The sequence below is a fragment of the Chachezhania sediminis genome, assembly GCF_009765275.1.
GTDB classification, from domain to species: Bacteria; Pseudomonadota; Alphaproteobacteria; order Rhodobacterales; family Rhodobacteraceae; genus Chachezhania; species Chachezhania sediminis.
Window position 1 is genome coordinate 189,704 of the sequence record NZ_VOPH01000001.1, and the last position, 24,810, is coordinate 214,513.

General features: G+C 60.9%; 23 protein-coding genes, 2 tRNA genes and 1 pseudogene. 9 read left to right on the forward strand and 17 right to left on the reverse strand.

Going from position 1 to position 24,810, the window contains the following annotated elements:
• Positions 1-61: 61 nt before the first annotated feature.
• The 3 genes from FQK05_RS00880 to tviB all read right to left on the reverse strand — a co-directional run bounded on the left by FQK05_RS00880 (position 62) and on the right by tviB (position 2,175).
• Positions 62-138 (reverse strand) — tRNA-Asp (locus FQK05_RS00880).
• A 153-nt stretch (positions 139-291) separates the two neighbouring features.
• The gene (locus tag FQK05_RS00885; RefSeq protein WP_158963678.1) at positions 292-786 is read right to left on the reverse strand and encodes a hypothetical protein; all 495 of its coding nucleotides are present in this window, start codon (positions 784-786) and stop codon (positions 292-294) included.
• A gap of 114 nt (positions 787-900) precedes the next feature.
• Positions 901-2,175, reverse strand: coding sequence for a Vi polysaccharide biosynthesis UDP-N-acetylglucosamine C-6 dehydrogenase TviB (tviB, locus tag FQK05_RS00890; protein WP_158963680.1), 1,275 nt, complete (start codon positions 2,173-2,175; stop codon positions 901-903).
• A 238-nt stretch (positions 2,176-2,413) separates the two neighbouring features.
• Between tviB and FQK05_RS00895 the strand changes: the two genes are divergently transcribed.
• Positions 2,414-2,503 (forward strand) — tRNA-Ser (locus FQK05_RS00895).
• Between the two features lie 576 nt (positions 2,504-3,079).
• Here the strand turns inward: FQK05_RS00895 and FQK05_RS25955 are convergent.
• A pseudogene (locus tag FQK05_RS25955) lies at positions 3,080-3,496 on the reverse strand (recombinase family protein); the annotation flags it as partial.
• A gap of 278 nt (positions 3,497-3,774) precedes the next feature.
• Here FQK05_RS25955 and FQK05_RS00910 point away from each other — a divergent pair.
• Positions 3,775-3,975 carry a hypothetical protein gene (locus FQK05_RS00910; protein WP_407644477.1) on the forward strand — a complete coding sequence of 67 codons (201 nt, stop codon included), beginning with the start codon at positions 3,775-3,777 and terminating at the stop codon, positions 3,973-3,975.
• A gap of 1 nt (position 3,976) precedes the next feature.
• Here FQK05_RS00910 and FQK05_RS25790 read toward each other — a convergent pair whose 3' ends face one another.
• The 6 genes from FQK05_RS25790 to FQK05_RS00935 all read right to left on the reverse strand — a co-directional run bounded on the left by FQK05_RS25790 (position 3,977) and on the right by FQK05_RS00935 (position 8,422).
• A complete protein-coding gene (locus tag FQK05_RS25790; RefSeq protein ID WP_233270381.1) occupies positions 3,977-4,669 on the reverse strand; it encodes an ATP-binding protein in 693 nt (230 codons plus the stop codon).
• A complete protein-coding gene (locus FQK05_RS25795) occupies positions 4,603-5,658 on the reverse strand; it encodes a helicase HerA domain-containing protein (protein ID WP_199252572.1) in 1,056 nt (351 codons plus the stop codon). The genes FQK05_RS25790 and FQK05_RS25795 overlap by 67 nt, the downstream gene beginning before the upstream one ends.
• 96 nt (positions 5,659-5,754) lie before the next feature.
• Positions 5,755-6,753: a hypothetical protein gene (locus tag FQK05_RS00920; RefSeq protein ID WP_158963684.1), complete on the reverse strand. Its 999-nt coding sequence runs from the start codon at positions 6,751-6,753 to the stop codon at positions 5,755-5,757.
• A gap of 138 nt (positions 6,754-6,891) precedes the next feature.
• The gene (locus FQK05_RS00925; RefSeq protein WP_233270308.1) at positions 6,892-7,377 is read right to left on the reverse strand and encodes a DUF2285 domain-containing protein; all 486 of its coding nucleotides are present in this window, start codon (positions 7,375-7,377) and stop codon (positions 6,892-6,894) included.
• A 90-nt stretch (positions 7,378-7,467) separates the two neighbouring features.
• Positions 7,468-7,686 (reverse strand): transcriptional regulator domain-containing protein, encoded by a 219-nt coding sequence (locus FQK05_RS00930; protein WP_199252573.1) that lies wholly within the window; start codon positions 7,684-7,686, stop codon positions 7,468-7,470.
• Between the two features lie 256 nt (positions 7,687-7,942).
• Positions 7,943-8,422, reverse strand: a complete 480-nt coding sequence (locus FQK05_RS00935; RefSeq protein ID WP_233270309.1) for an antirestriction protein ArdA — start codon at positions 8,420-8,422, stop codon at positions 7,943-7,945.
• Positions 8,423-8,741: 319 nt separating this feature from the next.
• Between FQK05_RS00935 and FQK05_RS00940 the strand changes: the two genes are divergently transcribed.
• The 3 genes from FQK05_RS00940 to FQK05_RS00950 all read left to right on the forward strand — a co-directional run bounded on the left by FQK05_RS00940 (position 8,742) and on the right by FQK05_RS00950 (position 14,822).
• On the forward strand, positions 8,742-12,245 hold the full coding sequence (locus FQK05_RS00940; RefSeq protein WP_158963688.1) for an AAA domain-containing protein: 3,504 nt from the start codon (positions 8,742-8,744) through the stop codon (positions 12,243-12,245).
• Positions 12,242-13,252, forward strand: coding sequence for a hypothetical protein (locus FQK05_RS00945; RefSeq protein ID WP_158963690.1), 1,011 nt, complete (start codon positions 12,242-12,244; stop codon positions 13,250-13,252). The genes FQK05_RS00940 and FQK05_RS00945 overlap by 4 nt, the downstream gene beginning before the upstream one ends.
• Before the next feature lie 1,204 nt (positions 13,253-14,456).
• Positions 14,457-14,822, forward strand: coding sequence for a nuclear transport factor 2 family protein (locus FQK05_RS00950; RefSeq protein WP_158963692.1), 366 nt, complete (start codon positions 14,457-14,459; stop codon positions 14,820-14,822).
• Positions 14,823-15,158: 336 nt separating this feature from the next.
• Here FQK05_RS00950 and FQK05_RS00955 read toward each other — a convergent pair whose 3' ends face one another.
• From FQK05_RS00955 to FQK05_RS00970, 4 genes are all read right to left on the reverse strand, one after another.
• On the reverse strand, positions 15,159-15,512 hold the full coding sequence (locus tag FQK05_RS00955) for a hypothetical protein (protein WP_158963694.1): 354 nt from the start codon (positions 15,510-15,512) through the stop codon (positions 15,159-15,161).
• A 37-nt stretch (positions 15,513-15,549) separates the two neighbouring features.
• Positions 15,550-16,551, reverse strand: coding sequence for a hypothetical protein (locus FQK05_RS00960; RefSeq protein ID WP_158963696.1), 1,002 nt, complete (start codon positions 16,549-16,551; stop codon positions 15,550-15,552).
• A 135-nt stretch (positions 16,552-16,686) separates the two neighbouring features.
• Positions 16,687-16,974 carry an HdeA/HdeB family chaperone gene (locus tag FQK05_RS00965; RefSeq protein ID WP_158963698.1) on the reverse strand — a complete coding sequence of 96 codons (288 nt, stop codon included), beginning with the start codon at positions 16,972-16,974 and terminating at the stop codon, positions 16,687-16,689.
• Between the two features lie 45 nt (positions 16,975-17,019).
• A complete protein-coding gene (locus tag FQK05_RS00970) occupies positions 17,020-17,343 on the reverse strand; it encodes a hypothetical protein (RefSeq protein WP_158963700.1) in 324 nt (107 codons plus the stop codon).
• Between the two features lie 287 nt (positions 17,344-17,630).
• Between FQK05_RS00970 and FQK05_RS00975 the strand changes: the two genes are divergently transcribed.
• The gene (locus FQK05_RS00975) at positions 17,631-18,179 is read left to right on the forward strand and encodes a GNAT family N-acetyltransferase (protein ID WP_158963702.1); all 549 of its coding nucleotides are present in this window, start codon (positions 17,631-17,633) and stop codon (positions 18,177-18,179) included.
• A 37-nt stretch (positions 18,180-18,216) separates the two neighbouring features.
• Here the strand turns inward: FQK05_RS00975 and FQK05_RS00980 are convergent, their stop codons facing one another.
• A complete protein-coding gene (locus FQK05_RS00980) occupies positions 18,217-18,702 on the reverse strand; it encodes an Rrf2 family transcriptional regulator (protein ID WP_233270310.1) in 486 nt (161 codons plus the stop codon).
• A gap of 102 nt (positions 18,703-18,804) precedes the next feature.
• Here FQK05_RS00980 and FQK05_RS00985 point away from each other — a divergent pair, with 102 nt between their 5' ends.
• The 3 genes from FQK05_RS00985 to FQK05_RS00995 all read left to right on the forward strand — a co-directional run bounded on the left by FQK05_RS00985 (position 18,805) and on the right by FQK05_RS00995 (position 21,317).
• Positions 18,805-19,254, forward strand: a complete 450-nt coding sequence (locus FQK05_RS00985; protein WP_158963706.1) for a carboxymuconolactone decarboxylase family protein — start codon at positions 18,805-18,807, stop codon at positions 19,252-19,254.
• Between the two features lie 140 nt (positions 19,255-19,394).
• A complete protein-coding gene (locus FQK05_RS00990) occupies positions 19,395-20,012 on the forward strand; it encodes a TetR/AcrR family transcriptional regulator (RefSeq protein WP_158963708.1) in 618 nt (205 codons plus the stop codon).
• A 99-nt stretch (positions 20,013-20,111) separates the two neighbouring features.
• Positions 20,112-21,317, forward strand: coding sequence for an MFS transporter (locus FQK05_RS00995; RefSeq protein ID WP_158963710.1), 1,206 nt, complete (start codon positions 20,112-20,114; stop codon positions 21,315-21,317).
• 449 nt (positions 21,318-21,766) lie between these two features.
• Here the strand turns inward: FQK05_RS00995 and FQK05_RS01000 are convergent, their stop codons facing one another.
• Both FQK05_RS01000 and FQK05_RS01005 read right to left on the reverse strand, forming a co-directional pair.
• A complete protein-coding gene (locus tag FQK05_RS01000; protein ID WP_158963712.1) occupies positions 21,767-23,431 on the reverse strand; it encodes an acyl-CoA synthetase in 1,665 nt (554 codons plus the stop codon).
• 115 nt (positions 23,432-23,546) lie between these two features.
• Positions 23,547-24,746 (reverse strand): serine hydrolase domain-containing protein, encoded by a 1,200-nt coding sequence (locus FQK05_RS01005; RefSeq protein ID WP_158963714.1) that lies wholly within the window; start codon positions 24,744-24,746, stop codon positions 23,547-23,549.
• Positions 24,747-24,810 lie beyond the last annotated feature (64 nt).

Here is a 24,810-nt window from a genome sequence, read left to right on the forward strand (position 1 = left end):
CGGGGGCTAGGCCCCCGTCTCCGGCATTTCGTGAACCGATGTCCATGAAATCAAGCAGCAGTGGCGCGGTTGACGGGGCTCGAACCCGCGACCCCCGGCGTGACAGGCCGGTACTCTAACCAACTGAGCTACAACCGCCCGCTGCTTGCTTCGGTGTCTGCCGTGGCGTCCGTCCGAAGCGTTGGGGTGTATTATTGTCAGCCCCCTGCCCCGTCAAGCGCGTTTTGCCGGAAAAATCATCCACGCGCGATTTTCTCGATTTGACGTTTGGGCAACCTCGGAGTCCCGCCGTTACCCGCATTCCGCCAGAAGCCCGGCAATCGCCTGGTTCGACCCACCCAGCGGCGTTTCCAGCGCCGCCCCGCCGGCAGGCGCTGCCACCAGCGCCCGTCCCCGCCGCAAGGCATAGACCAGCGGATCGGTCGGCCGGACCACGGTCTCGACCGCGCAAAGGCTGCTGGCTTCGTCGAAACTGGCGGTGCCCAGGCGCGGGAAGGAATCGGAATCGACCCGGAACAGGATCTCGACCGCCGCGGGACACGACACGCCGGTGGCCGGCAGGGATGCCGCCGGCGCGATGCGGACGCCGCCCGGTACGCAAGCCAACACCAGCCGCGCCTGGGCAGAGGCGCAGTCGGCGCAGTCTGCCAGCATGATCGATGTTCCGCCGGCCGGGTCCGGCATCCACAGCGGCTCCTCCGCCATCGCGGGGCCCGCCAGTGCCAGCCCGGCCAGTACCGGCACGGCGAATGCCGGGACCGTCAGTCCCGCCAGGATCCGAAACATTGCCTCTACCCCCGATACCCTGTGCTCCGGGCATGCTAGCGCCGGTGCGGCGGCGCCGTCCATGGGCACCGTGTGACAAGGGCGAGAGGGACGCGCGGCGGGGCGTACCCCGCGCTACAGCCGCAGGTCCGAAGCGCCGGGGGGAAGAATCGATTTCAGATCATAGAGAACGTGTTCCTGGGTGCCATAGGCACGGATGCCTTCGACCCCTTGCGCCAGATAATCGGCATGGGCCACGGCCACGATCACACCGTCATAGGTGCGGGGCGCAGGCCTCTCCGTCAGGGTCAGGCCATATTCCAGCTGCGCCTCGGCCGGATCGGCCAGTGGATCGTGGACGTCGACCCGGATGCCATAGTCCTGCAGCTCCCTCACTACGTCGATGACGCGGGTGTTGCGCAGGTCGGGGCAGTTCTCCTTGAAGGTCAGGCCCAGCACCAGCACCCTGGCGCCGTTCACCTGGATCTTCCGCTTCAGCATCGCCTTGATCATCTGGCCCGCCACATAGCCGCCCATCTGGTCGTTGATCCGACGCCCCGCCAGGATCACCTGCGGGTCATAGCCCATCTCCAGCGCCTTGTAGGTCAGGTAGTACGGGTCCACCCCGATACAGTGCCCGCCCACCAGGCCGGGCCGGAACGGCAGGAAGTTCCATTTGGTTCCCGCCGCTTTCAGCACCGCCTCGGTATCGATTCCCATCCGGTTGAAGATGATCGCCAGTTCGTTGATCAGCGCGATGTTCAGGTCACGCTGCGTGTTCTCGATCACCTTCGACGCCTCGGCCACGCGGATGCTTTCCGCCTTGTAGGTTCCCGCCGTGATGATCGCGGCATAAAGCGCATCGACCCTCTCGGCCGCCTCGGGGGTCGAGCCGGACGTCACCTTGCGGATCGACGGCAGCCGGTGCCCCTTGTCGCCGGGATTGATCCGTTCGGGGCTGTAGCCGCAATGGAAGTCGCGGTTGAAGACCAGGCCCGATTCCGCCTCCAGAACCGGCACGCAGACCTCCTCGGTCGCGCCCGGGAAGACGGTGCTTTCATAGATGACCAGGTCGCCGGGCTTAAGCACCCGACCCACGGTTTCCGAGGCGGCGCGCAGTGGCCCCAGATCCGGCCGCTTGTCGGCATGAATCGGCGTGGGCACGGTAACGATATAGATCGTGGCATGCGCCAGATCTGCCGGGTCCGCACTGAACCGCAGACCTCTGGCTGCGGCCAGGTCTTCCGGCTCCACCTCTCGCGTCTCGTCATGGCCGGCCTGCAGCGCGGCGATCCGGGGCGCCTTGATGTCGAACCCCAGCACGGGACGGATCTTGCCGAACTCCACCGCCAGCGGCAGGCCGACATAACCCAGCCCGATCACGGCGATCAGCGGTTCCTGGTTCGACATGGGTCACCTCCTGTTACCGATGGGGCCCGAAAACCCGGTCCGCCGGGGCGGACCATAGGCGGGCGATCCCGGAAAGCGAAGGCCCCGCGCCCGCCAAAACGCGGCCTTCAGGACTGCACGGAAACCGGACCCGTGCCACCCGGGCGGCAGGCCCTGAACCGCCGAGATGATTTCCATTGTTTTCCCGGGGATTTCCGCCTTGCAAAGCGCGCGACGATACGGCAAATATCCGCGCCACGGAGAGGTGGCCGAGTGGTCGAAGGCGCACGCCTGGAAAGTGTGTAGGCGGGAAACCGTCTCCAGGGTTCGAATCCCTGTCTCTCCGCCACCTTGGTATAAAACCGGGAACGCCGGTTGCCGCCGATTTCCCTCCTTTTGTGGCTACCAGCGTCCGTAGCTGGGTGTTTTTATTGCCCTTGATGTAGATCGCGTCGTCGGCGACCTCGACGCGCTGGGCGAAGGCCAGGACGTGTTCCCGCCGATAGCCGCCCCTTCCGAGACGCAATCTGCGGCGTGCTTCGTCTGCCAATTCGCGCACGGCTGCGCCGGTGAGGCGCTGAAGGGTCGAGCTTGCCAGCATGGCTTCGATCCGCGTTGCATCGGCGTGGGCCTGATCGCGTAGCGCCGTGAGGCCCGCTATGCGCTCGCCCAGGGCAGATTCGGATGGATCGAGTGAACTGGATTCGATGGCGTCGTGGAGCCGCTTGAGGCGCATGTCGGCCTCGGCCGCACGTTGGTTCAGCTCGGCGATGTGCTGGCTGCGGCGTTCGACGCCTTCCTGGCGGCGGTCCAGCAATGATGCCAGCACATCCTCGATCCGCTCCGGGTCCAGCAGGCGTTCCTCGATATGGTTCACCACCATCCTGTCGAGCTTGTCCATCGGGATCGCGCGGCCCTTGCAGCCGGTCGCGCCCTGTCGCGCCCGGATCGAACAGGCGTAGTAGCGGTAGCGGCCACTCTTGCCGGTGCGCAGCGTCATGGCGCCGCCGCAATTGCCGCAATAGCAGATGCCGGTCAGCAGATTCGGGCCGCTGACCACGCGCGGCGGCGTGACCTTGGGGTTGTTCGCCTGCAGGCGGCTCTGCACGGCGTCGAAGGTCTCGCGGTCGATCAGCGGTGGCACGGGGGCGGTGACGACCTCCTTCTCCGTCTTCACCTCGCCCCGCTTGTAGCGTTTGTTGCACTGATGCTCGCCCATATAGGTGCGCCGGGTCAGGACGCGGTGAAGCTGGCCGATACCCCAGCGGCCCCCATTGCGGGTGTAGATATGATTGCCGTTCAGGTGATTGACGATGGCTTTCACGCCCATCGGCCCGGACATGCCGTCGGGGCCGGGTTCGCCGTGGGCGTTCCCATCATCGGCGCATGGGGCCGGTTGCTGAACAGTTCCGCCAGCCCCGAGTCTTTCATCGCCTTCCGCGCACCCGATCCGCCCTCCAGACGGATACCGCCCTGCTGGGACTGGGCGACGGGCGTCGGCAAGCTGGCCGGAATCATAGCCGATAAGCCAGGATCGCTTGCGGATTGGTTGGCTCCGACAGCCGAAGCACCCACCACGCACGGCTCGCAGGCGTAACCGCCTACGACGAACGACATTTCGTGACGTATCTGCGGCTGCTGGACGACACGGCCGAGGGTGCGGACTGGCAGGACGTTGCTCAAATCGTCCTGCATCGCGACCCGGCTACCGATGAACGGCGAACCTACCGCTGCTGGCAAAGCCATCTCGAACGCGCGCAATGGCTTTCACGCGAGGGGTATCGGCGGATATTGGAACAGGGCGTTGCCAAGCGAATTTAGACTATTGATTGCTCTGCCGTCGCCACGACCGGACAGCGCTATCGGTTCCACCCAAAGGCTCTGCATCACGCCAGCGATCCCAGAAATCAACAGTTGCACTGTTCGGCTTGAATCTTGGTTCCGCAACCACCACCCGTGTAGGAAGTAGGCTCGCGTCGCCAACAACTAACGCCTCGCCAATGTCAAGAACGGGCAAAAGATCGCCAAAACCACCAAGGCTGTCGGCCAACAGGCGCTTAATGACGGACTGGTCATCCCCATTCGTCAGTCGCATGGCCATTACGTTGTTGCACTGGCTGAGAACAGTCCGATTGACCTCGGAGGGCCTTTGACTGATTACTACCAATCCAACACCGTATTTGCGACCTTCCTTGGCGATGCGTTCGAAAATTCCAACCGAAATTTCGTCTGATGAATCTGACGATACACGTCCAAGAATATACAAATGGGCTTCATCACAGAAAAGCGCGATTGGATGTCGATTTTCTGGCGCAGTCCATTGGCTCACCGTAAAGACTAGCCGCGCTATTAGGCTTACCATGAGCGGTGGAATATCCGACGGAACTTCTGAAAAACTGATAATCTTAATGCCGCCGTTCTTATCCTCTTGTGACCCGCGACCACCAATTAAAAGGTGTGTGACCTCGCAATTAAAAGGTGTGTGACCTCGGACAACCAAGCCATGTCCATACATGTAGCCTGCGGCTGAAATATAAACTCGAGCCGTCTATCATCCCGCTTGGCTTCAAACCGAGCGATCAAACGACTTAATTTGTCAAAGTATGGCCCTTTCTTTTCTCGATTGTTTGCTCCTGGAGCCATTTGTTCATTTAATTTGGCGAGCTCCTGGTGGACACCATCAATGTCAAATGACACCGGACTGTCTATAGTGAAGTTTGCCAGGATGTCTGCGTGATGCGCCGGATCAAGCATCGCCCGCTGTACATCAGTGATGCAGCGCGTCATTAACATCTCTTGATTTGGCGCATTTTGATCGGAGCGAACTACAAATAGTGAAACCAGGGCCTCATACCCAGGCAACCAGAATGGCAAGTGCAGTACGCCGTCTGCGAGACCTTTATCTTGTCCGATATCTCCCGGCCCCGCGATTCGCAGATTTCGAAACTCATCACTATCCAAGTCTTGGCATTCGCCATGGATGTAAAACAGGATAACATTGGCCTCCGGAAGTTCGGCAATTTGATCGAGAAGGCGGGCAATTGTGAAGGATGTTCCACTTCCTGTACTGCCCACGACGATGGCATGACGTTGAAACAGGCGGTTGCCGTTCAGCAATGCCCGCGCATCTTCGTCCAAAGCATACCGACCAAGGTCAAGCTGCGGCCCATTGCCGGCAACCTGTGAGATAACCTGCATGAAGTCTGTAAGGCGCTGGCCTTCCGTTGAAAAGCAATCGGCATCAATCTCAGGAACAGTTTCAAGCGTTCGCTTGAACACGTTCTCCTTGAGACCTTCCTTGTCTACGAGTGTTCCGATCAAGGCGATTCGAACAAGATTGTTTTCGGGTAGTACAGCCTCCGGGTCTCCTTCAGCACCTTCACCTGCAACCTCGTCTCCCGCCTTTCGTGTGATGCGCGATACGATTCCAATCAAATGCTGACCGGCCTTGGAACTTCTTAGCGCCGTCAGCCTGTACACTTGGATTCTTTTCAGGCGTTCCAACTCGTCCACTCGGACAGTTACGGTCGCGGTATCAACGGCAATAATTTTGCCCAGGCTTTCTTCGTCCTGGAAGTCAAGAATGCTCAGTACTCGCCCCTAATACCCAATAAGTTCAAGTAGTGATGGTAGCTCCCAGTAGCTTGCACCTTCAATAGCTACGCCGCCTGGGTATTCGACGTTATATATCATGGTTCCATTTTCATGATATTCGAGTGTAAGATAGCGCCGTCCGGCGTTATTTTTCAAAAAGTCTTTCGCCTCGGGAGTCAGCGTTCGCGCTGCCACTAGAATCGGCGTATCATGCACACGACAGCGCGTTACAAGTTTTGGGTAAATGTGGCTGTCGCGGAAACCGTACCAATGCGGATAAACGCATCGGCGGATGCTTAGAACGCGATCAGCGCCCTGTATGGCACTTAGAATAGGCTCATCGTGGGTTCGCTGATATTTGCTCACTCCTGGGGTAACAATAAGCGGAACAAGCCCATCGGGAAGTTCACTGGTCATTGGAAGCGACATCACGCCGCCATGAGGGTCAGAGAACCAATCTAGCGAGCCGCGGACCTTCCAGACCGTGACGGTCCGTGCAAGGTTGTTTCCTTGCTTAAAGATCATATTTTCTGCGCCATCTGCGCGCCGCACGTTTCCGGGAAGAAAACCCGTGTTATGAATGTACCCGCCTGTATCAGCCGCATATTCAACAACCCGATCATAGTTGGTAGTGACAACATGAATGTTGCGATTGGTGCTGTGGAATAGTCCTGCGAACATTGATCGCGGTGGGAAGGCTATATTCTCGGTGATTGCCGACTTTAACAGGCTGTAGTCATCCTGTGCAATAAAATCCCACGTGGATCGAACAATCTTCACTACCAGTGAATCGGGCAAGGCTCTCCCTTCCAGCGCCGCTTCTAGGTGGTCGCCTGCCACGAGCGCCGTTCGAACCAAAGCCCAAGCATCAACCTCTGATTCATCAGCGGGTTGCACGTTTTCACGAAGCCAGTTCGCTAAGTCGTCCATGCCGCGAATGCCGTGGGGAATAGATGCACCACTGCCAAGAACAATTACAGGTTTTTTTGTGCGCAGCCTTGGCATTGATTGCGAGGTCTTCGAGTTCCGTTTCCGTTAAAGTCTTTATGTCTTGATCGCACCGGTGAGCCGCATGACGTTGGCACAATACAGGATGACCTGCAATTAAGTGGTTGGATTTTCTGCTTTTCCCATCAAGGCTTCTCACAGCGTTCCAGCACTCTGCACTTTGATTGGATAGTGCAGCAATAGACGATAACCACCGCGCATCATCTTGACGCCATGTGCGACCAGTCGGCGAGCCTTGTTCTTGCGCGGGGCCACCTCGAAATCCTCCTTTGCACCGCGAAACCCCAGCAGCGTTTCGGCGATGGAGCGATAGCTTTCACCGTGCTGCTGGGCATCCGGAGCCCGTAACGATAGCATGTGCCATTGCCTGCGTTGGGGTGGAAGGGCGCGGAAATCAGGACCGGGCTTGCGGCCGTTGAGGGATCGCCAGAAGCGGCGGGCTGCGTGAGCGCGCAGTTCCAGAAACGTATCAATCGGCAGAATAACGGCGTAGAACGCGCTAGCGTCCGGTGTCGTGCCAGGCAACCAGAATTGATGCGTGGTGCCTTCCACCTGCCAGATGCCGTGCCAGCCATCGGGGGCACGGCGCAGATCGAGGCCATCAAGATGCGCCAGCGACATGACAGGCTGTGTAGCGCTCCGTTTGTGTTCGGTCGGGGACAACATCACGGCCTGCGGTTGAAGGTCGGGACTCCAGATGGGGATTGTCGGTCAGGCGGGGCGTCGGGGTCGCACGGGAAATCGCAAGCCCCTGAGATCTGCGAAGGCTTCAAGTATGGAACCGCCCGGCCGCCGGGTTGCCGCGACGGCCTGAAAGTCACGCCGATAATCGTCATTCCGGCGCAGGTATTCCCAGGCGAAACCGGCGGCCGGGATGTGCTTCGCATGTCGGTATGCCGCCGGTGAACGCCAGTCGATGCCTTTCAGCATGGCGTCACCTCTCAAACCGGAGCGGATGGAACGCGCCCCGACTGGAGATCGTGAAAGGCTGACTGGAACAACGGAAGTTACTGAAATCAGATAGCCTGATCGGCTAACCCGATCATATTTGGTTACTTTTTTTGCATCATTTCGAGGATTCCGCCATATGCCTGCCCGCTTCTTCGCGGGCAGGCGGCGCCGTTTCACCTACTGGAAGACACATGCACCTCGTCATAGCTGGTCTCGACAGTGAAAAACTCGCCGTTCAGTTCGGCGTCGCGGGCCATCGCCTTCCAGTCGATATAATCCAGTCGATATAATAGCGCAGGGCTTCGGGGATGGTGATGCAGTCGGATGTCAGCTCTTCCATGTAGTCCGCAAGGCTGGTGAACTGGCCATGATAGCAATCTTGCAAAGCGGTTTCGGCCTGTTCGATGTCGTCGTCCAGCTCCGCCAGCACGCCAGCGCCGAGCGCGCCATGTTTGCCAATGAAAGCCGCCATGCGCGCGACAGTTTCGATCCTCGAATATTCGTGGATGGTGACGCCCTCAAAGCCTTCATAATCGTGGATCGCGTGTTCCTCGGCGCCCTTGATGGGGGACCGCGCCAGCATCGCGGCAATCTCGTCCCTGATCGAACCGGCGTCCTGGTCCGCGTCGATCCAGACGCCATGCAGATAGCCACTATTGTAAGCCGCCAGACAGGCAACATAGATGCGGGGGCTCGTGTCGGAATGGTTGGTCATGTCTCTGATCCTCGGGTCTGAAGGTCAGCGAAGCGGAACGCCGCGCCTGACCTTCTGGCCGTCGCCGAGACTGGGGTAGCAACGAGCAAGGGCGACCGGGGTGGTGGGGGATCACCCGGCCTGCACAAGCCCCCTGGGGCGCGGAAGGCTGGGGAAACCACCCCGGACGGTTCCACTTCCCTTGCTGGGCGCGAGGGCAACGCCCTTACAAGTCTATGAAGGGAAACGTGTGGCGATAGCTGCGTACCGCTGGTAGTTAAAAATGACGATATGAATCTGAATTCTCGAATGAACGGCGCTCGAACGAGGTAAAGAATTTATGGCGGAAAGACCTTACTTCAAGAAGTCAATAGCAGAGCTGGAGGCGGTATTTGCGAACAGTCGAAGCAGCAGTGAAATACTACACCGACTCTTGCATGAGCTAGAATTCCGCAACACGCAACGCGCCATTGCTCTCAAAGACAAAGTTCTTGCTGCCAACGACAGCAAAAATCTGGGCCCGGCTCCGCCCCCACTTTCCCGTAAAACGGTCGACTTGAAACCAAAGATGATTGACAAACCTGCCCGGAATGATGGGCTGGTATTTCCTTCTGGCCCAGAGCAACCAATAGCAAAGCCCGGTGCCAATCCGCCGGTCACAAACGATCCGCAGAACATTCTACGCACCTGGACGGCACTTGAGGTGCTGTCGCCACAAGGCTATCGCCGCGAAACCGATCTGGTGGCCGGCGACAGGTCGCGGATCGCACGATTTGAAGATGCTGAACTGCCATGGAAAGCGGGCGAGCGCTCACGTCCGAAAAAGCGGCTTTACTACGAGTTGATGTTGGGGGCTGTTGCCCTTGGCCCAGCGGTTGAAAGCCTGCTTAAGGTCTATGCCGACAAACGCCCTGATAAGCCGAGCATGAGGGGATACTGCCCGGTTGCCAGCATTCTTCTAGACAAAGAAGGCAGGCCGCTCGAAGAAGAAAACAGTTTGGCCATTTCCAGCTTCGCCTGGGGCGCGCCGATTGCACTGAAGGGCGATCTGAAGGCATTGGCGGAATGGCCTTGCCATGAAAGGAGCCTCAAGGAGGCGCTCCGCAAAATCCTAATCCGGCGCGGCCGTCAGGATGAAGTTCTCCCGCTGACGAAAAAACATATTGATGAGCTTTTCGCGTTTCTTGTCGATGTGATGGGCTTGGCCGCACTTGAGGTGAAGTCACCATATTTTGCGCTGCGTCGCTATGAGTTCTTTGCCAGAAAAAACCCGCCCGAACCCGGCTTGCTCAACTCGTTCTTCCTGGAAGACCTGGCAGCGGCGCGAACCCACGCGCAAAAAGGGAGCCTTCCGCACGCCCTGAAGCACTACTTGGGGGTCGAGAAACCGCCTCACAAAACCGATCTTCTTCAGGATGATGCTGGCTTGCAGCATTTGCTCCAGCCTGCCCTGACGCCCCTTGGGCGATGGCCGGGCAATGGGCGTTTCCCGCTGGCTTTGTTGCAGCAAGCCGCTATGAACGCGACGGCGCCCATCTTAATGAAGACCGGGATACTGGCGGTGAATGGTCCGCCGGGCACAGGTAAAACGACACTTTTACGGGATGTGGTCGCCGCCCGCGTCGTTGAACGTGCCGAGGTGATGTGTACCTATAAGCGTCCCGCTGATGCGTTTTCACCCACATCTCAAAGCCTACAAAGAAGCGGCGCGAAAATCACCCTTCACAAGCTTGATGAGAAGTTGAAGGGCTTTGAGATGATCGTGACCTCTTCTAACAACAAGGCGGTCGAGAATGTAAGTACTGAACTTCCGGCGCTGGACGCCATTGCTGGAGATGCACCGGACCTGCGTTACTTCAAGACAGTTTCTGACAATTTGCTGGAACGCGAGACCTGGGGGGCAATCGCGGCTGTTCTTGGAAATGCCACCAACCGCTATGTGTTTTCGCAAAATTTCTGGCGTGATGACGAAAACGGCCTATCCACCTACCTGAACCATGCCAGCGGCATCCCGCAGATCGTTTCGGAGCCGCAGAAGGACGGCCTGCCGCTTAGACGCAACCGAGAAATCGTTGATCGGGAACGCCCCCCGGCAAACGCTAGGGAAGCAGCTGTTCGTTGGGAAAAGGCCCGCACAGATTTTCTGCAAGCTTTGAAGACATCCGGGGAGAACCAGAAGAGATTGCAATCGCTTCACGTCCAGCTTTTGCGTCTGGTCGCGGTCTCTGCCGAGATCACTGACATTCAATCAAGGCAACCAGAACTTCAGGATGAAGTGGCTGCGCTTCAGCTCAGGCTATCAGAAGCCCAAGGGGGGATTCAGTGCGCGGAATCTGCTGCGGCTTCAAGCCGCCAGCGGAAGGAGTCTCATTTCGCCATACGACCGGGACTTCTAGCCCGTTTGTTCCAGACGCGGCGTTTCAAAGACTGGTTGACCGGGTTCCGCACCCTGGAGAACCAGGAGAGAGAAACCGCCGGAGCATACGCCGCCTCAAAACGGAATTTCGATACACTCCATTCTGGCCTGGCAGCAAAGCAAAACCTGATTGAACAATCGGTCCAACAGATCAAGGCATTGGAGACTGAGAAAGAACGAATTGAAGCGCAGACGGCTGAGGCATGCCGACAGTTAAAAGCTTCAGTGCCCGATGCCGCATTTTTCGCCAGCGCACATGAGGATATTCAGACGGCCCATGTCTGGTTCGATCAAGCCGCCAGAATCCTGCGCGATGATGTGTTTGAAGCGGCCATTCATCTGCACCGCGCCTTTATTGACGGCGCTGCCGATCCGCTGCGGCAAAACCTGTCTGTCTTTGTCGAATCATTCGGAACACGTTCCCTCGGCACACCGCAAAAGGATGATTTGATCGCCGACCTTTGGTCGTCGTTCTTTCTGGTGGTGCCGGTCGTTTCCACGACATTCGCGTCCGTCAACAGGATGTTCTCGCGTCTTGCTCCGGAAGCTCTCGGGTGGCTGCTGGTGGACGAAGCTGGCCAAGCAGTTCCGCAGGCCGCTGTTGGAGCAATGCTGCGCACAAAACATGCAGTTGTTGTTGGTGATCCGCTCCAGATTGAACCTGTGGTCACATTGCCGAACAGTCTGACAGAAGAGGTCTGCGCTTTCTTCGGGATCGATCCTCTCAAATACAATGCACCGGAAGCCTCCGTGCAGACGGTGGCCGATGCGGCCAGTATTTATTGCGCCCGCTTCCCTATCGGCAGCGGTCACCGGGACGTGGGTGCTCCCCTTCTTGTGCATCGGCGCTGCGATAGCCCGATGTTCGATATCTCAAACGAGATCGCCTATTCGAACCTGATGGTGCAGGCCAAGAAGCCCACTCCGGAGAATCCCATCCTTGGCTCGTCCGCTTGGATCGACGTTCAAGGAAAACCGGGACCGGATAAATGGTGTGCCGATGAAGCCGCTGTCCTGATTGACATGATACAAAAACTGAAAAGCGGCGGGGTGGATGCCGACCTCTATGTCGTGACGCCTTTCGTGATCGTTCAGGACAATCTGCGCCGAGAAATCGTTCAGAGCCGTGTTTTGGATGGATGGGTTGACAATCCGAACGCTTGGGTTTCGGAACATGTCGGGACGGTTCATACCGTTCAGGGCCGGGAAGCCGGAATCGTGTTCTTTGTTCTGGGGGCGCAGATGTCTTCGCAAAACGGAGCGCGCGCCTGGGCTGGGAGAAGGCCAAACTTAGTCAACGTGGCCGTTACCCGCGCAAAAGCTTCCTTGTACGTGATTGGCAATAGGCAGCTCTGGAAATCCGCAGGCGTGTTCGCTGTGTTGGATCGGTATCTTCCCGACGGCAAAAGCCTCCGAGCGCCAGAATGAACGAAAGCTGGCTGTGGGTCACTCAGAACTTTAACAACCGTGAAATTGTGGGAGCCGCTTGGGTCGTTCTGATCCTTGGCCTTGTCTCGATAAAGAAAGACGTGCGCAAATCGCTGTTCGGGGTCGTCCGAGCGTTAGCGGACAGAAAATTGCCGGTTATCTTCGGATCGTTTGTCGGTTGGATCGGCTTTCTTGCATGGTTCGGGAGCAGGACCGGGCTTTGGACATCCAGCCAAATCGCGCCGACGGCTGTCTGGTACTTTGTCGGCGGCCTACCATTGTTGTTTCGCGCATTCGAAGCCAAAGAGGGAACGCAGCATTTTCGTGGATATGCTACAGCCGTTCTCAGCGGGGCGACTTTGATCGAGTTCATATATGTTGCGAAGACATTTAGTCTGCCCACCCAGTTCATCCTGACACCTGTTGTCACATTCATCGCGCTACTTGCTGTCTTCTCGGAGCGCGATCCTGAGCACGCTGCGGTCAAAAAACTGCTTACATGGGTACTGGTCATCGCGGCTTTGACCGTTCTGTGGCATCCCGTCTCTCAAATCTGGGCGGAGCCGGAGACATTCTTCACGATAGAAACAGCACGAAACTTTATCCTGCCAATCTACCTCACAGTATTTTCCATCCCATTTTTCTATGCACTTCATTGCTATTCTCACATTAAAGGCGCTCGTATCCAGATAGACCAGAAGACTTTTCACTCTGATGAGTTGAAGGCTTACGCCAGGAAACGCTTCATTCTGACGTTCCTAGCGCGACCGTGGTTGTTGAGACGAGCCATCAGGCAATTCCACATCATGCCAGCCAGAGTCGCGGCTGATGTCGATAAAATTATCCTGGATATCCTTCACTATGAGCGGCAGGAGGAAAATCCCCCCGAAGTTGATGACTTAAAAGGCTGGAGTCCTTTTCCGCGCGAGAATTTCTTGCAGATGAAGGTCTTCGAACGAACGACTATCATGCAAGCGGCGACGGAGAGGAATGGTGGTCAGGTGTAGCAGCCCGCCATCTGGATGAAGGCATCCTTCCCAGTATTGGTAACTACTCGTTTTCGGGCATCGAAGGAGCTGTAAAGCAGATCAAGTTTCGCGGACATTTTGTCGACCAATATCTCGCCGACGAAGCGTTGGCTGAATTTAGAAGGCTTGCTTTGGAACTTTCCAATAAGGCTTTGAAAGGAAATTCCGGCGTCATTCAGGAACAGCTTGCGCGGTGCGAACCTTTTGAAATGAGTATTGGTGAAACGAAAGTAAAGCTAATGCTTGATAGGTTTAGCAGCGATAAAGGGTTTGAATCAAGACTATCTTTGATGAGGTAAAGACTTCTGCCATCACTAAGCGCGCAAAATGCGGCGCGTGCGCGGGAGAGCGTGACGCACCGAGTTTCGCTGAAGGCACGGCGACCTGGGAAGTTTTCCACGTTTACAAGAGATCAGCGTGACGAAAGGGCTTTATCTACTTTGTAGGGTTATAGCGTAGGTGTAGTTCTCGGTTTCACCGTCTTCGGCCCGCCACTTGTCTTGGATTTCATTGAGAAATCTGGCAATTCTCTAAATATATTGATGCTCTATTACACTTTTTCAGCCGGTGTTTATGCCGGTTTGAAGGTGTAAGTTGTACGTTGGCATTTGGCTCCACTCTACGTTTGGTTAATCGCGAGATCTCTCGCACAATGCGAGTTTGTAATGCGACGCTACAGTTCGGCTCCCGAAGACAACGTTTTCAACAAAGGGGCGATTGGTTTGCCACGCAGAACGCCTGGAAGAATAAGCTAGGTGTTCATAAGGGCCCGCGACGGTGGGGCGGTCAGCGAGCGGCAATGCCCGCAGGGACATCGCCTCTTTCACAGAGTGGGCGGCGGAAGGATCGGCGGGGTCGGCACAGGGTTGAAGGGCGCCCCTGCCGGCATCACGCCGGACAAGGTTCCCCATGCGCTGGACCTGCCGCGTCCGAAGGCCCTGCGGGACGAACCCCAGGATGCCGGCTGCCATCCCCGTCGTCGCGGCATCCGTTATGGCCCGGTCAGCACCCATATGGTCAGGCTCGAAGCCGGCAACCGCAATCTTGCGCCCCGTGTCCATTGCCAGTTCCGGCTGTCTGGGCCATGAGGTCCATGACAATTCCGTCTCGCCGGTCACCGGCAACGTGCGAAGGCACTGCCCCGACCCTGCACCATTTCCTTTGCCCGGGGAGGGCCGATCCCATGTCCGATTTTGCCGATGTCGAAGCTGTCCTGTGGGACTATCTTGACGGTCTCTATGAAGGAGACGTCGACCGTATCGCCTCGGCCTTCCTGCCGGAGGCCAACCTGTACGCCGTAAAGGACGGCGCGCTGAGCGTCCTGTCGCGCGAGGACTGGCTGAACGCAGTCCGGGGGCGGACATCGGCACGGGACAACGGACATCCGTCCACGAACAAGGTGGCCTGGATCGACATTGCCGGGACGACGGCGGTGGCGCGGGTGCTGTGTTCCTTCCCGCCCAATGCCTTCACCGACACGCTGAGCCTGCTGAAGACCTCGGACGGCTGGAAGATCATCGCCAAGACCTACCACGTCGCGCCCGTGTAACTGTCCTGACCGGCTTTGCCGGCCCAAAGGCACCGCGCAAGGTTTGCGCCCTGCCCATGGGCAGGCGCGAAGATGTCGGATGTCCTGGTACGTCGCAACGCTTTTCCCGTCGCGCGCGCAGTTGGGGGCCGGTCTGGTCCAGACGGATCGCGTCGGGGACTACCGGGCACGCGACCCAGAAGCAGCCCGACCAGAGGTGACACCATGAAAGTGCCCCTGCCTGCCGCCCTCCTCGACCACATCGCCGTCTTCCCGGCCGATGCGGCAGGCACAAGTCCCGGACGGCGCGGACGTTAGTCCGCCCCCCCCGCCCGTGACTTCGTCAACGACCGACGATCAGTCCAGACCAAAGCTGGTGGGGTTCACCGCCTTGCCGCCCGCCACACGGGTGGCCGCGATGCGGGATCCGGTCACGGAATCGCGCAGGTACACTGCGCCGCCTGTCCGTTCGACCGCATAGGTCGCAGCGCCCACTTTCACGCTATCCGACTGGGCGGAAAACGTCACCGGCGAGCCGCCGACGGTTTCCATGCGGTACATGACGACGGGCATGTTTGCGTCCAAGACCCAGGGCTTGCCCAGGTTCGACAACACGTCACCGTCGCTGTCGCGCAGATAATCCGAAGCCATTGCCGGACCGGCGGCCAGGGCCGCGATTGCGGCCAGAACCTTGAAACCGAAGATGTTCATTCTCGTCATCCCTCTCATGCCGCAAACAGCGTCACACTCAGAATCTGGCCAGCGTCACCGCGATGGAACCCGTCAATCGAGGACCGTCGCCGGAGTAATCCGTCAAGTCGCGCACACCCAACCTAAACGATACTGGCGTATCAGGGAATACCGTTGCGACCCCCATGGTCAGATTGCGACCGTTCCAGTCGGCGATGACATTGAACCGGTCGCTGACTTCCCAGGCCAGGGCCCCGAAAAGCATCGTTGCATCGTCGTTGCGGCCTTCAGCGCGGTCCCGTTCTGTCTGCTCCGCAAAGCGGCCCGTCCCGATACCCAGCGTTGCGACACCGTTGAAGGGCATCGCGCCACGGTCGAAGGCCCAGGATCCGACGAAGTAATAGCTCTGATCGCCATCGGTTTCCTGCACGAACAGGTTTTCGCCCCCCATGGCTATGGACAGGCCGTCCCACAGATAGCGGCTGACCTCGATACTGCCGGATATCCGGTCTGTATTGCCGGGATCAGAAAGGTCGTTCAGCGAAATTCCCACCGAAACGCCGACGGTTTCAAACGCGTTGCCAAAGCCTATGCCCAGCCCCACGCCACCATCGGGATCGTCGGTATAGGGCACCCGGCTGACGCCGCCCACGCCCAGGCCCACGGTCACGCCGCCGTCCTGGTTGGAAAAGATCGCGGGCCCGTAGCCCGACGGGATCGTCATTACATGGGCCACGCCATTGGGCAGCGGCACCTTGTTGGCACGGTAAAGATCGCGCACCGCCCGCGGGTCGGACAGGCTCTGCCCCCGCAGCGCGCGCCGCAGTATCCGTTCGGACGTGACCGACGGCCCGAAGGAAAACCGCTGACGGTCGGGGTCGAACCGCAGGGTGCCATTGGCCAGCAGCGTTTCGACATCCTGAACCGGCACCAGAAAGCCCGCGATCTCGACCGTTTCGTAGGCACCGCCGCCGCTGAGGTCGGGCGCCTGCGCGCCGGCCCCCTGCGGAAGGACGGCAATCAGGCCAAGCGCCAGCCCCGTCATCGTGATGCGCGGCACCAGCGCCTCCCCACCTGAAATCGCCCCGGCAGGGTATGAACCCACCGGGGGTCAGGCAAGTTTGACGAAGACAGCGCCGCGATACAACCGGCCGGTGTGGGGAACCGGCCGCAGAACGGGGCGTGCGGGGTCGGCTTACTTCGCTTCGAAGACCGACACGACCATGTCGTCGGGGTGCCCGATGCAGCTGTCCAGGACGGTATCGGTCAGTTTGGCGATGGCATCGACGTCGGCCTTGCGGGTGCCGGCGGAACCGGCCTTGTAGCCGTGCATGTAAATCAGCGTGAAGTCGCGGTCTTCCGGGGACATCCGCAGAAGTGCGCGGCAGGAGATCGAGTCGATGTCGAAGACCATGCTGTCGGCGGCAAAGGCGGCGGGTGCTGCAACGGCAAGGCCCGCGGCCAGGATCAGGGCATTTTTCATGATGTCAGTTCCACTTGTTAAAAGGATCTACAGGGTTGGAAAGGGTCACAGACGGCCGGCCATGCAGGCATCGTAAACCGTGGTATAGTCGGTGCCGCGGCGGGCGGCGCCGCCCACGGCCCCGATGGTCGCGCCGATGCCGGCCCCGCGATGACGACTGCCGGGCGTGTCGACAATGGCGCCCAGGACGGCGCCCCTTGCCGCACCGCGCGCGGCCGTTGCCGTCGCACCGGTGCCCACGGTCACCGACCGGGCATAATTCTGGCAATAGGCAGCGGTATATTGGGCGCGGGCCACGGACGGCATGGCGACGCCGGCCACACAAAGGAAAAGGCCGCCCAGGGCGACCTGTCGGATGACATGTTTCATACTCGCTAACTCCCGTACAACGGCCCCGGGACAGATCCGCAAACCCCTGCGGCACAGCACCCGAAGCTGTCTTTCCTTCCAGCAGGTCGGCATGGTCGCTGTCAAGTGCCAGATGCGCCCGCGCCCGGTGGCATGAGCGGTCGGCAACCGGGAGGGTGCGGAAGGCCCCTACCCTTCGGAACTTCCACACGGTATCGCACAGGCCCTGTGGCCAGGGTGCCGTCCGGCCGTATCGGGCGCGACGATGGCAACTGCGTAAGACGGAACACAGCCGGGACAGGAGCGACATGAACCCCATCGAAACGGACCGCCTGATCCTCCGCCCCTTCCGCGAGGGCGATGCGGAGGGTCTATTTGCCTATCTGCGCGCGCCGACGGCATCGTGTTTCTTTTCGCTTCGGCTTGCGGATCTGGCAGCGGCAGAGGCAGAGGTCGCAAAACGCGCGCAGGACGACGGTGCCCTCGCGATCTGCCTGAAAGAAACCGGGCAGGTCATCGGCGATCTGTTCGGCGGCGCCGGCGCGCATGAAGAGGATGAAACGGCCTCTGTGGGCTGGCACCTCAACCCGTGCTTCGGCGGACAGGGATACGCGTTCGAAGCCGCCAGGGCCCTGTTCGACCATCTTTTTCGCGACCGGGGCTTTCGCCGCCTCTATGCCTATGTCGAGGATCACAACACGCCCTCGTGGCGGCTGTGCGAAAAGCTGGGCATGCGGCGCGAAGGCGTCTTTGTCGAATTCGTGTCCTTCACCAGGGACGACGCGGGCAACCCGATCTACGAAAACACCATGCAATATGCCATCCTGCGCCGGGAATGGATGCCCGACGCCACCTGATACCCGCCTGCCAGGCCGAGGAACGGGCATCCCGCCGTCAGCGCTGTTCCGCCGCCAGGAAGCGCGCCACAGCGGCCTTGTTCTCAGGGTCGATCAGCCGCGCGCCGTCGGCCACAAGATCCTGGACGGTCTGGGCCTTCAGGGCATCGCGCCAGACCTGTTCGGCGGCCAGCATCCGCGTCTTGATGAAGCAATCGGTCTTGTAGACGCAGGGATCCTGCCCCTTGCCCGGCCCGCGCCGGCGGATCTCGCGGCAGACGAAGGCGGGTTCGGGCCCGTCTATCGCTTCCACGATGTCGAGCAAGGTGATCAGGGCTGGCGCACGCGCCAGCCGGTAGCCCCCGCGGGGTCCAGGCACCGCGTCGACGACGCCCGCTGCGGCCAGGGCACGCAGATGTTTCAGCAGGTAGGATTCCGAAACGCCGTGCAGCGCCGCAAGACTGCGGCCTGTCAGCACACGTCCGTCCGGCAGGCCCGCCAGAACCAGCGTACAATGCAGTGCGGCCTCTACCCCGTCGCTCATCCTGCGCACCGGTATCTCCCCTTCTCGATCGACCTTGCCCCGCTCAATCATGGATATATATTATCCATGATTCTGTGCAAGCCACCTATAGGAACGACGACCATGTCAGCCCGGATGAACATCGCCCGCCTCGCCCCCGACCTTTACCAAGCTGTCCGCGCCCTGGACGCCGCGGTGACGGCTGCAGGGCTCGACAGCCGTCTCTTGCATCTGGTCAAGCTGCGCGCCTCGCAGATCAACGGCTGCGGCTATTGCGTCGATCTGCACGTGAAGGAGGCGCTGGCCGACGGCATCGACGCACAGGTCCTTCACCTTGTCGCCGTCTGGCGCGAGTCGCCGTTCTTCGATGCGCGCGACCGGGCGGTGCTGGAATGGACGGAAAGCGTGACGCGGGTGGCCGACACGGGCATTCCCGATGCGGCCTACGACGCGGTCCGTTCACAGTTCACCGAAGGCGAAATCGCCCGACTGGCCATCGCCATCGGAACGATCAATATCTGGAACCGCATCGCCGTCAGTTCCCGGATGCAGCATCCGGTCCAGGGGCGCTAGATCTCGGGCCGACGCCACAAGACCGGCAAACGGCGGTTGGAAACACCCTGCCTCGCCTCATTATCGCTCCGGTAACTTCGCCCGGGACCACCTGGCCAGTCAGGCACAGGCGCGGCAGATCGAAAGAAAGGCGGCGCGAGATGACGAAGACTACATCCACCCGGATCGTCGCGGCGGCAGAGGCACTATTCTACGAACACGGGCTTCGCAGCGTCGGTGTCGATGCGATCGCCGAAAGGGCCGGGGTGACGAAACGCACCCTCTACAATCATTTCCAGAGCAAGGATGCCCTGATCGCGGCCTATCTGGACGCGCGCGACACCGCGACGGTGGAACGGTATCGCGGCTGGCTGGGCGATCCGTCCCGGCCGATGGAGGAGCGGATGGCGGGCCTCTTTGCCGCGCTTGCGGATCACGCCGCCCAGCCCAGATGGCGCGGTTGCGGCTTCACCCGCGCGGCGGTCGAACTGGCCGGGCAGCCGGGACACCCCGCGGTCCGGATGGCCGCGCGCCACAAGAAACGCTTTGCCGAATGGCTGGAGCAGGAACTACGTGACGGCGGTGCGACCGATCCGGCGCACCTTGCCCGGCATATCTCGCTGCTGATCGAGGGGGCGATCGCCCAGATGCTGATCCACGGCGACACGTCCTATGCACTGTCGGCCGGGGACGCGGCCGTGACACTCGTGGCCGCGGACAGGGCCCTCGCGCCCCCCCAGCCGGGCAGCGCCGCCGCGTCCCCGGAACGGGCAGCCTAGGATCAGACCCTGGGCCGCCGACAGCAGGTATACCCAGGAGTGAATGTCCAATTTTCCGCAGATGCCTAGGATCGGCAATCCAACAAGCTGGAATGCACGATGCCGACATCTTCCCGCGGGGACTGGACCCCTGCGCTTCTGATCTCACTCGTCGCGGCAGGTACGATTCTGTCGCTCTCCATGGGGCTGCGCCAGAGCCTGGGTCTCTTCATGGACCCCATGGCCCGCGGCAGCGTCGTGACCGTCGCAACCTTCGGCTTTGCCATGGCCCTCCAGAATCTCGCCTGGGGCATCGGACAGCCCTTCATGGGGGCGATCTGCGACCGGTTCGGCGGCCGCCTTGTGGTGATCGCGGCAGCCCTGTTCTATTGTGCCGGGCTGGGATTGATGGCCGCGGGCGGGGCCATTGGCCTCTATCTTGGCGGCGGCCTGCTGATCGGGCTTGCCGTCGCGGCGACATCGCACGGCGTGCTGGTCGGCATCGTCTCGCGGCTGGCCTCACCGGCTGTCCGGGCCACTGCCGTCTCGATCCTCGCCGCTGTCGGCTCGCTGGGAACCTTCGTCGTCGCGCCCGCCGCGCAGGCGATGATCGAACGCTGGACCTGGCAGGGCGCGCTTGCGGGCCTTGCACTGCTGGCGGCCTCGATGACAGCGGTCGCACTTTTGTTTCGCCGCGCGGCGCCGCAGGGCGAAGGCGGGACGCCGCGCCCCGACGCCCGGCGGGCAATTGCCTTTGCCCTGTCGGACCGCCGCTTCGTGATCGCGACGCTGGCCTTCTTTGCCTGTGGCTTCCAGCTGATCTTCATCGCCACGCATCTGCCGAATTTCATTGCCATCTGCGGCCTTCCCCCGTCGGTCGGCGCCAATGCGCTTGCGCTGATTGGCATCTGCAACGCAGTCGGCACGCTGATTGCGGGATATCTCTGCCAGCGTTGGGGAAACGAGATTGTGCTGGCGCTGATCTACCTGCTGCGGACCCTGTCCATCGCGCTGTTCTTCTCCCTGCCCGTCACGGTCGAGACGACGCTGGTGTTCGCCGCCGCGATGGGCTTTCTGTGGCTCAGCGTGGTGCCGCCGGTCAGCGGGATGATCAACAGCCAGTTCGGGCCTGCGAATTTCGGCACGCTTTTCGGCGTGATGTTCCTGAGCCACCAGGTCGGCGCCTTCCTGGGCGCCTGGCTTGGCGGGCTGAGCTTTCAGATCAGCGGCACCTATTCCATCGGCTGGCTGGCGCTGATCGCGGTGGGCACGGCGGCCGCAGCCCTGCAGTTCTGGAGCGGGACGCAGCGCCCGGCAGAATCATGATCCAAAGGCCCTGCCCCACTGCGTCCCGTGGTAAGGGGGAGTCCTCCGTTCGGCAGGGGCGTCTCGCCGGGTCCGTCATCCCGCGCTTCAAACGGCCGCGGCCGACCGCGCCAGGAAAATGGCCCCGGCGCGCCCAGGTCTTTGGGGACTTACACACTGTATCCGCCGCTCTGCAGCACAAGTGCTGGAGCGCGGCATGCGGCCGAAGATCTGTTCGCCCGACGTTATCCGGGCGCGGTTGACCGACCCGCCGAGCCGACCGGAGCCGACCGGAGCCGACGCTTGCCGCGCAATTTGGCCGCCGCGCAATAGGCGCCGGACGTCCCATAGGTTCTCACGAAACCCGCCGAGTGCCGCAGCCCGGCGGCCATCGTCTGACCGCCGCTGCGGCGCCAAGACCGACTTGGTCGCAGGCGCAGGCGATCAGGACCGCCTGACCATCAGGTGCCTCAACGGCCGCCCTTTTGCCTCTCGACTTCAGCCTTGCGCAACAAAAAGCGCTGGATCTTCCCGCTTGGCGTCTTAGGCAAATCGTCGACAAAGTCGATGACGCGCGGATAGGCATGGGCCGAAAGCCGCTTCTTGACGTATTGCGTCAGTTCTTCCCTCAGCTCGGGCGTCCCGTCATGGCCCTTGCCAAGAACCACGAAGGCCTTGACGATCTCGGTGCGCTCCGGGTCCGGCACGCCGATGACGGCGGCTTCCGTCACCGCGGCGTGTTCAAGCAACGCGGATTCCACGTCGAAGGGCCCGATCCGGTAGCCGGAAGAGGTGATCACGTCGTCGTCGCGGCCGACAAAGCTGATAGACCCGTCGGGTTCCATCTCGACCATGTCGCCGGTGCGATAGTAGCCGCCCGCAATCGCCTTGGTTTCGGTCTGGTGATACCCGTTGAACCAAAGAAGCGGAGAATTCGCCATGTCCACCGCCAGGACGCCGGCCTCGTGGACACCCAGTTCGTTGTCCTGGGCATCCAGAACCGCGACCCGGTATCCCGGCATCGCCAGCCCGGCGGATCCGGGACGCACGGGATGTTCCAGACCGTGGTGGTTGTTCACGCACATGCCCAGTTCGGTCTGGCCATAGTGGTCGTGGATCGCGACGTCCAGATGCTCGGCAAACCACCGGATGACCTCGGGGTTCAGCGGCTCGCCGGCCGAGGACACGACTCGCAGCCTGCCCTTGATCGACGATGTCGCCTCGGGGCCTGCAGCGATCAGCAGCCGGAAAGCCGTCGGGGAACCGGCAAGGCTGGTCACCCCCAGTTCGTTGATGATGCGGCAGGTGCTTTCGACGCCGAAGCCGCCTTCGAAAAAGGTCGTGGCCGCGCCCAGCAACAGGGGCCCGGTCACCGCATAGTAAAGGCCATAGGCCCAGCCCGGGTCCGCGATGTTCCAGAACACGTCATCGGGCCGCAGATCGATGGCGTGGCGCATGTAGCTTGAGAAGGACAGAAGCGCCCTCAGCGGCACCGGCACCCCCTTGGGCAGGCCGGTCGTGCCGGAGGTCGACATCATCAGGAACAGGTCATCCCCCTTGCGCATCACCGGTTCGAACGTGTCGGCCGCCTGACGGCACTTGGCCCGCAAATCGATGTCGCCAGGCGCGATGGCCTGGCCGTCGGCGGCGACCACGGCAACAGGGGGGCAGCCCGCAACGGTATCCAGCTTTTCGCGATTGGCCGGATCGGTGACCACCAGCGCGGCTTGCGACATGTTCAGGCGATGTTCGATGGCTTTCGGGCCGAAGGCGGTGAACAGCGGCTGGTACACCGCCCCGATCCGCCAAGTCCCCAAGATCAGCGCGACCAGATCGACGGTCCGCGGCAGAAGCCCGGCGACCGCATCCCCCGGACCGACGCCCTCATCCCGCAGGACATTGGCAACCCGGGCGGACATATCGCGCAGGTCCTCGAAAGTGTAGGTCGTCAGGGTTTCCTGCGCATCGATGCAACGCAGGGCGATCCGGTCGGACCCGCAGTGCCGGTCGCAGCATTCGACACAGGCATTGACCGAAGATGCGATATCGCCGGCAAGGCGCTGTTCTTCCTCGGCAAGGACGAACCCCGCTGCGACGTCCGAATAGGCGGGACGCAGGTCTGTTTGTTCAGTCATTCTTACACTCCTCCCAGGATTGGCCCGACAGCGACACGGATGGGGGCCGCACTGGTCATTGTTATTCAGGCGGGACGGCCGACCGCCCCGCCCGCCTGTCACTTGCCGTCAGGCATCACTCCCCCGCCAGGGCGGCGTAGACGGCGCTTTCGAAATCCATGTACCCGGAAAACGAGATACCGTCCGCGAAGGGCAGGATCTGGGTCGCCCAGTAGCCGCCGACACCGTTCTTCCGGTCGATCCAGAAATAGCTGTTGGCCAGCCCGGCCCACCCGAGAGATCCCGCAGGCCGGCCCGTCGGCGCATCTTCCGTGTTGACCATGAATGTGTAGGACCAGTCCTTGCCCTGACCGGGAAAGAACTCGGCGTCGTTCGACAACGTCGGGATGGTGCTTTTCAGCATCGTGACCTTCTGCGGCGGCACCAGCGCGCCCTTGGCCGCCCAGTCCACCGTTTCCGCCTTCAGCACCCGGCCGTTCGGCCCGGCACCGTCGTTCAGCCACATGCGGATGAACTTCATGTAGTCGGGAACCGTGCCGTAAAGGCCCTGACCGCCCATGTCGACTTCGGGGTTGTCCTGCAGTTCGAAACTGTCCACCGGGTTCAGGCTGCCATCTGCGCCCCGCGCATGGATCGTCGCGGTGCGTTCCTTCATGGCGGGTGTCCGGGTGAAGGCAGTATCCGTCATGCCCAAGGGATCGAAGATCCGCTCCTTCATGACCGCACCCAGCCGTTTGCCGCGGATGCCTTCGACCACCTGGCCGACCCAGTCGATATTGGTGCCGTATTCCCAGCGCGTGCCCGGGTCGAACAGCAGCGGCGTGCGGATGCAGGCGTGGCTGGCGGTGGTGATCGGCGCCTGGCCATGTTCGTGGGTCAGGCGCTTGTAGACCTCGTTGAAGAAGTCATAGCCGAACCCCGCCGTGTGCAGCATCAGCTGGCGCGTCGTGACATCGGTCTTCGGGGCCCGCAGCTTGGGCTTGCCCTCGTCATCGAAGCCGTCGATCACCTGAAGTTCGCCGATGGCGGGCGCGTATTCCTTCGCCGGTGCATCGAGGTCGAGCAGCCCCTCCTCGACGCATTGCAGCGCCGTGGTGCCCGCGATGGCCTTGGTGGTCGAAAAGATGGCAAAGACCGTGTCTTCGGTCATCGGCTCGCCGTCCAGGCGCCGCTCTCCTTCGGCGCCGGAATAGATGTCGCGGTCGCGGTCGGTCACCATCGCGACCACCCCGGGCACGCGGGACGGACCGGAGGACAGGTTCCTGAGGATGCTGTCGCACCGGGATTTCAGATCGTTCGTGTCGAGGTCTTTCATTGGTTCCTCCCTTGAAGACATCCAGACGAAGATGACATAGCCGCGGCCGCCGCGCTGTCCGGAA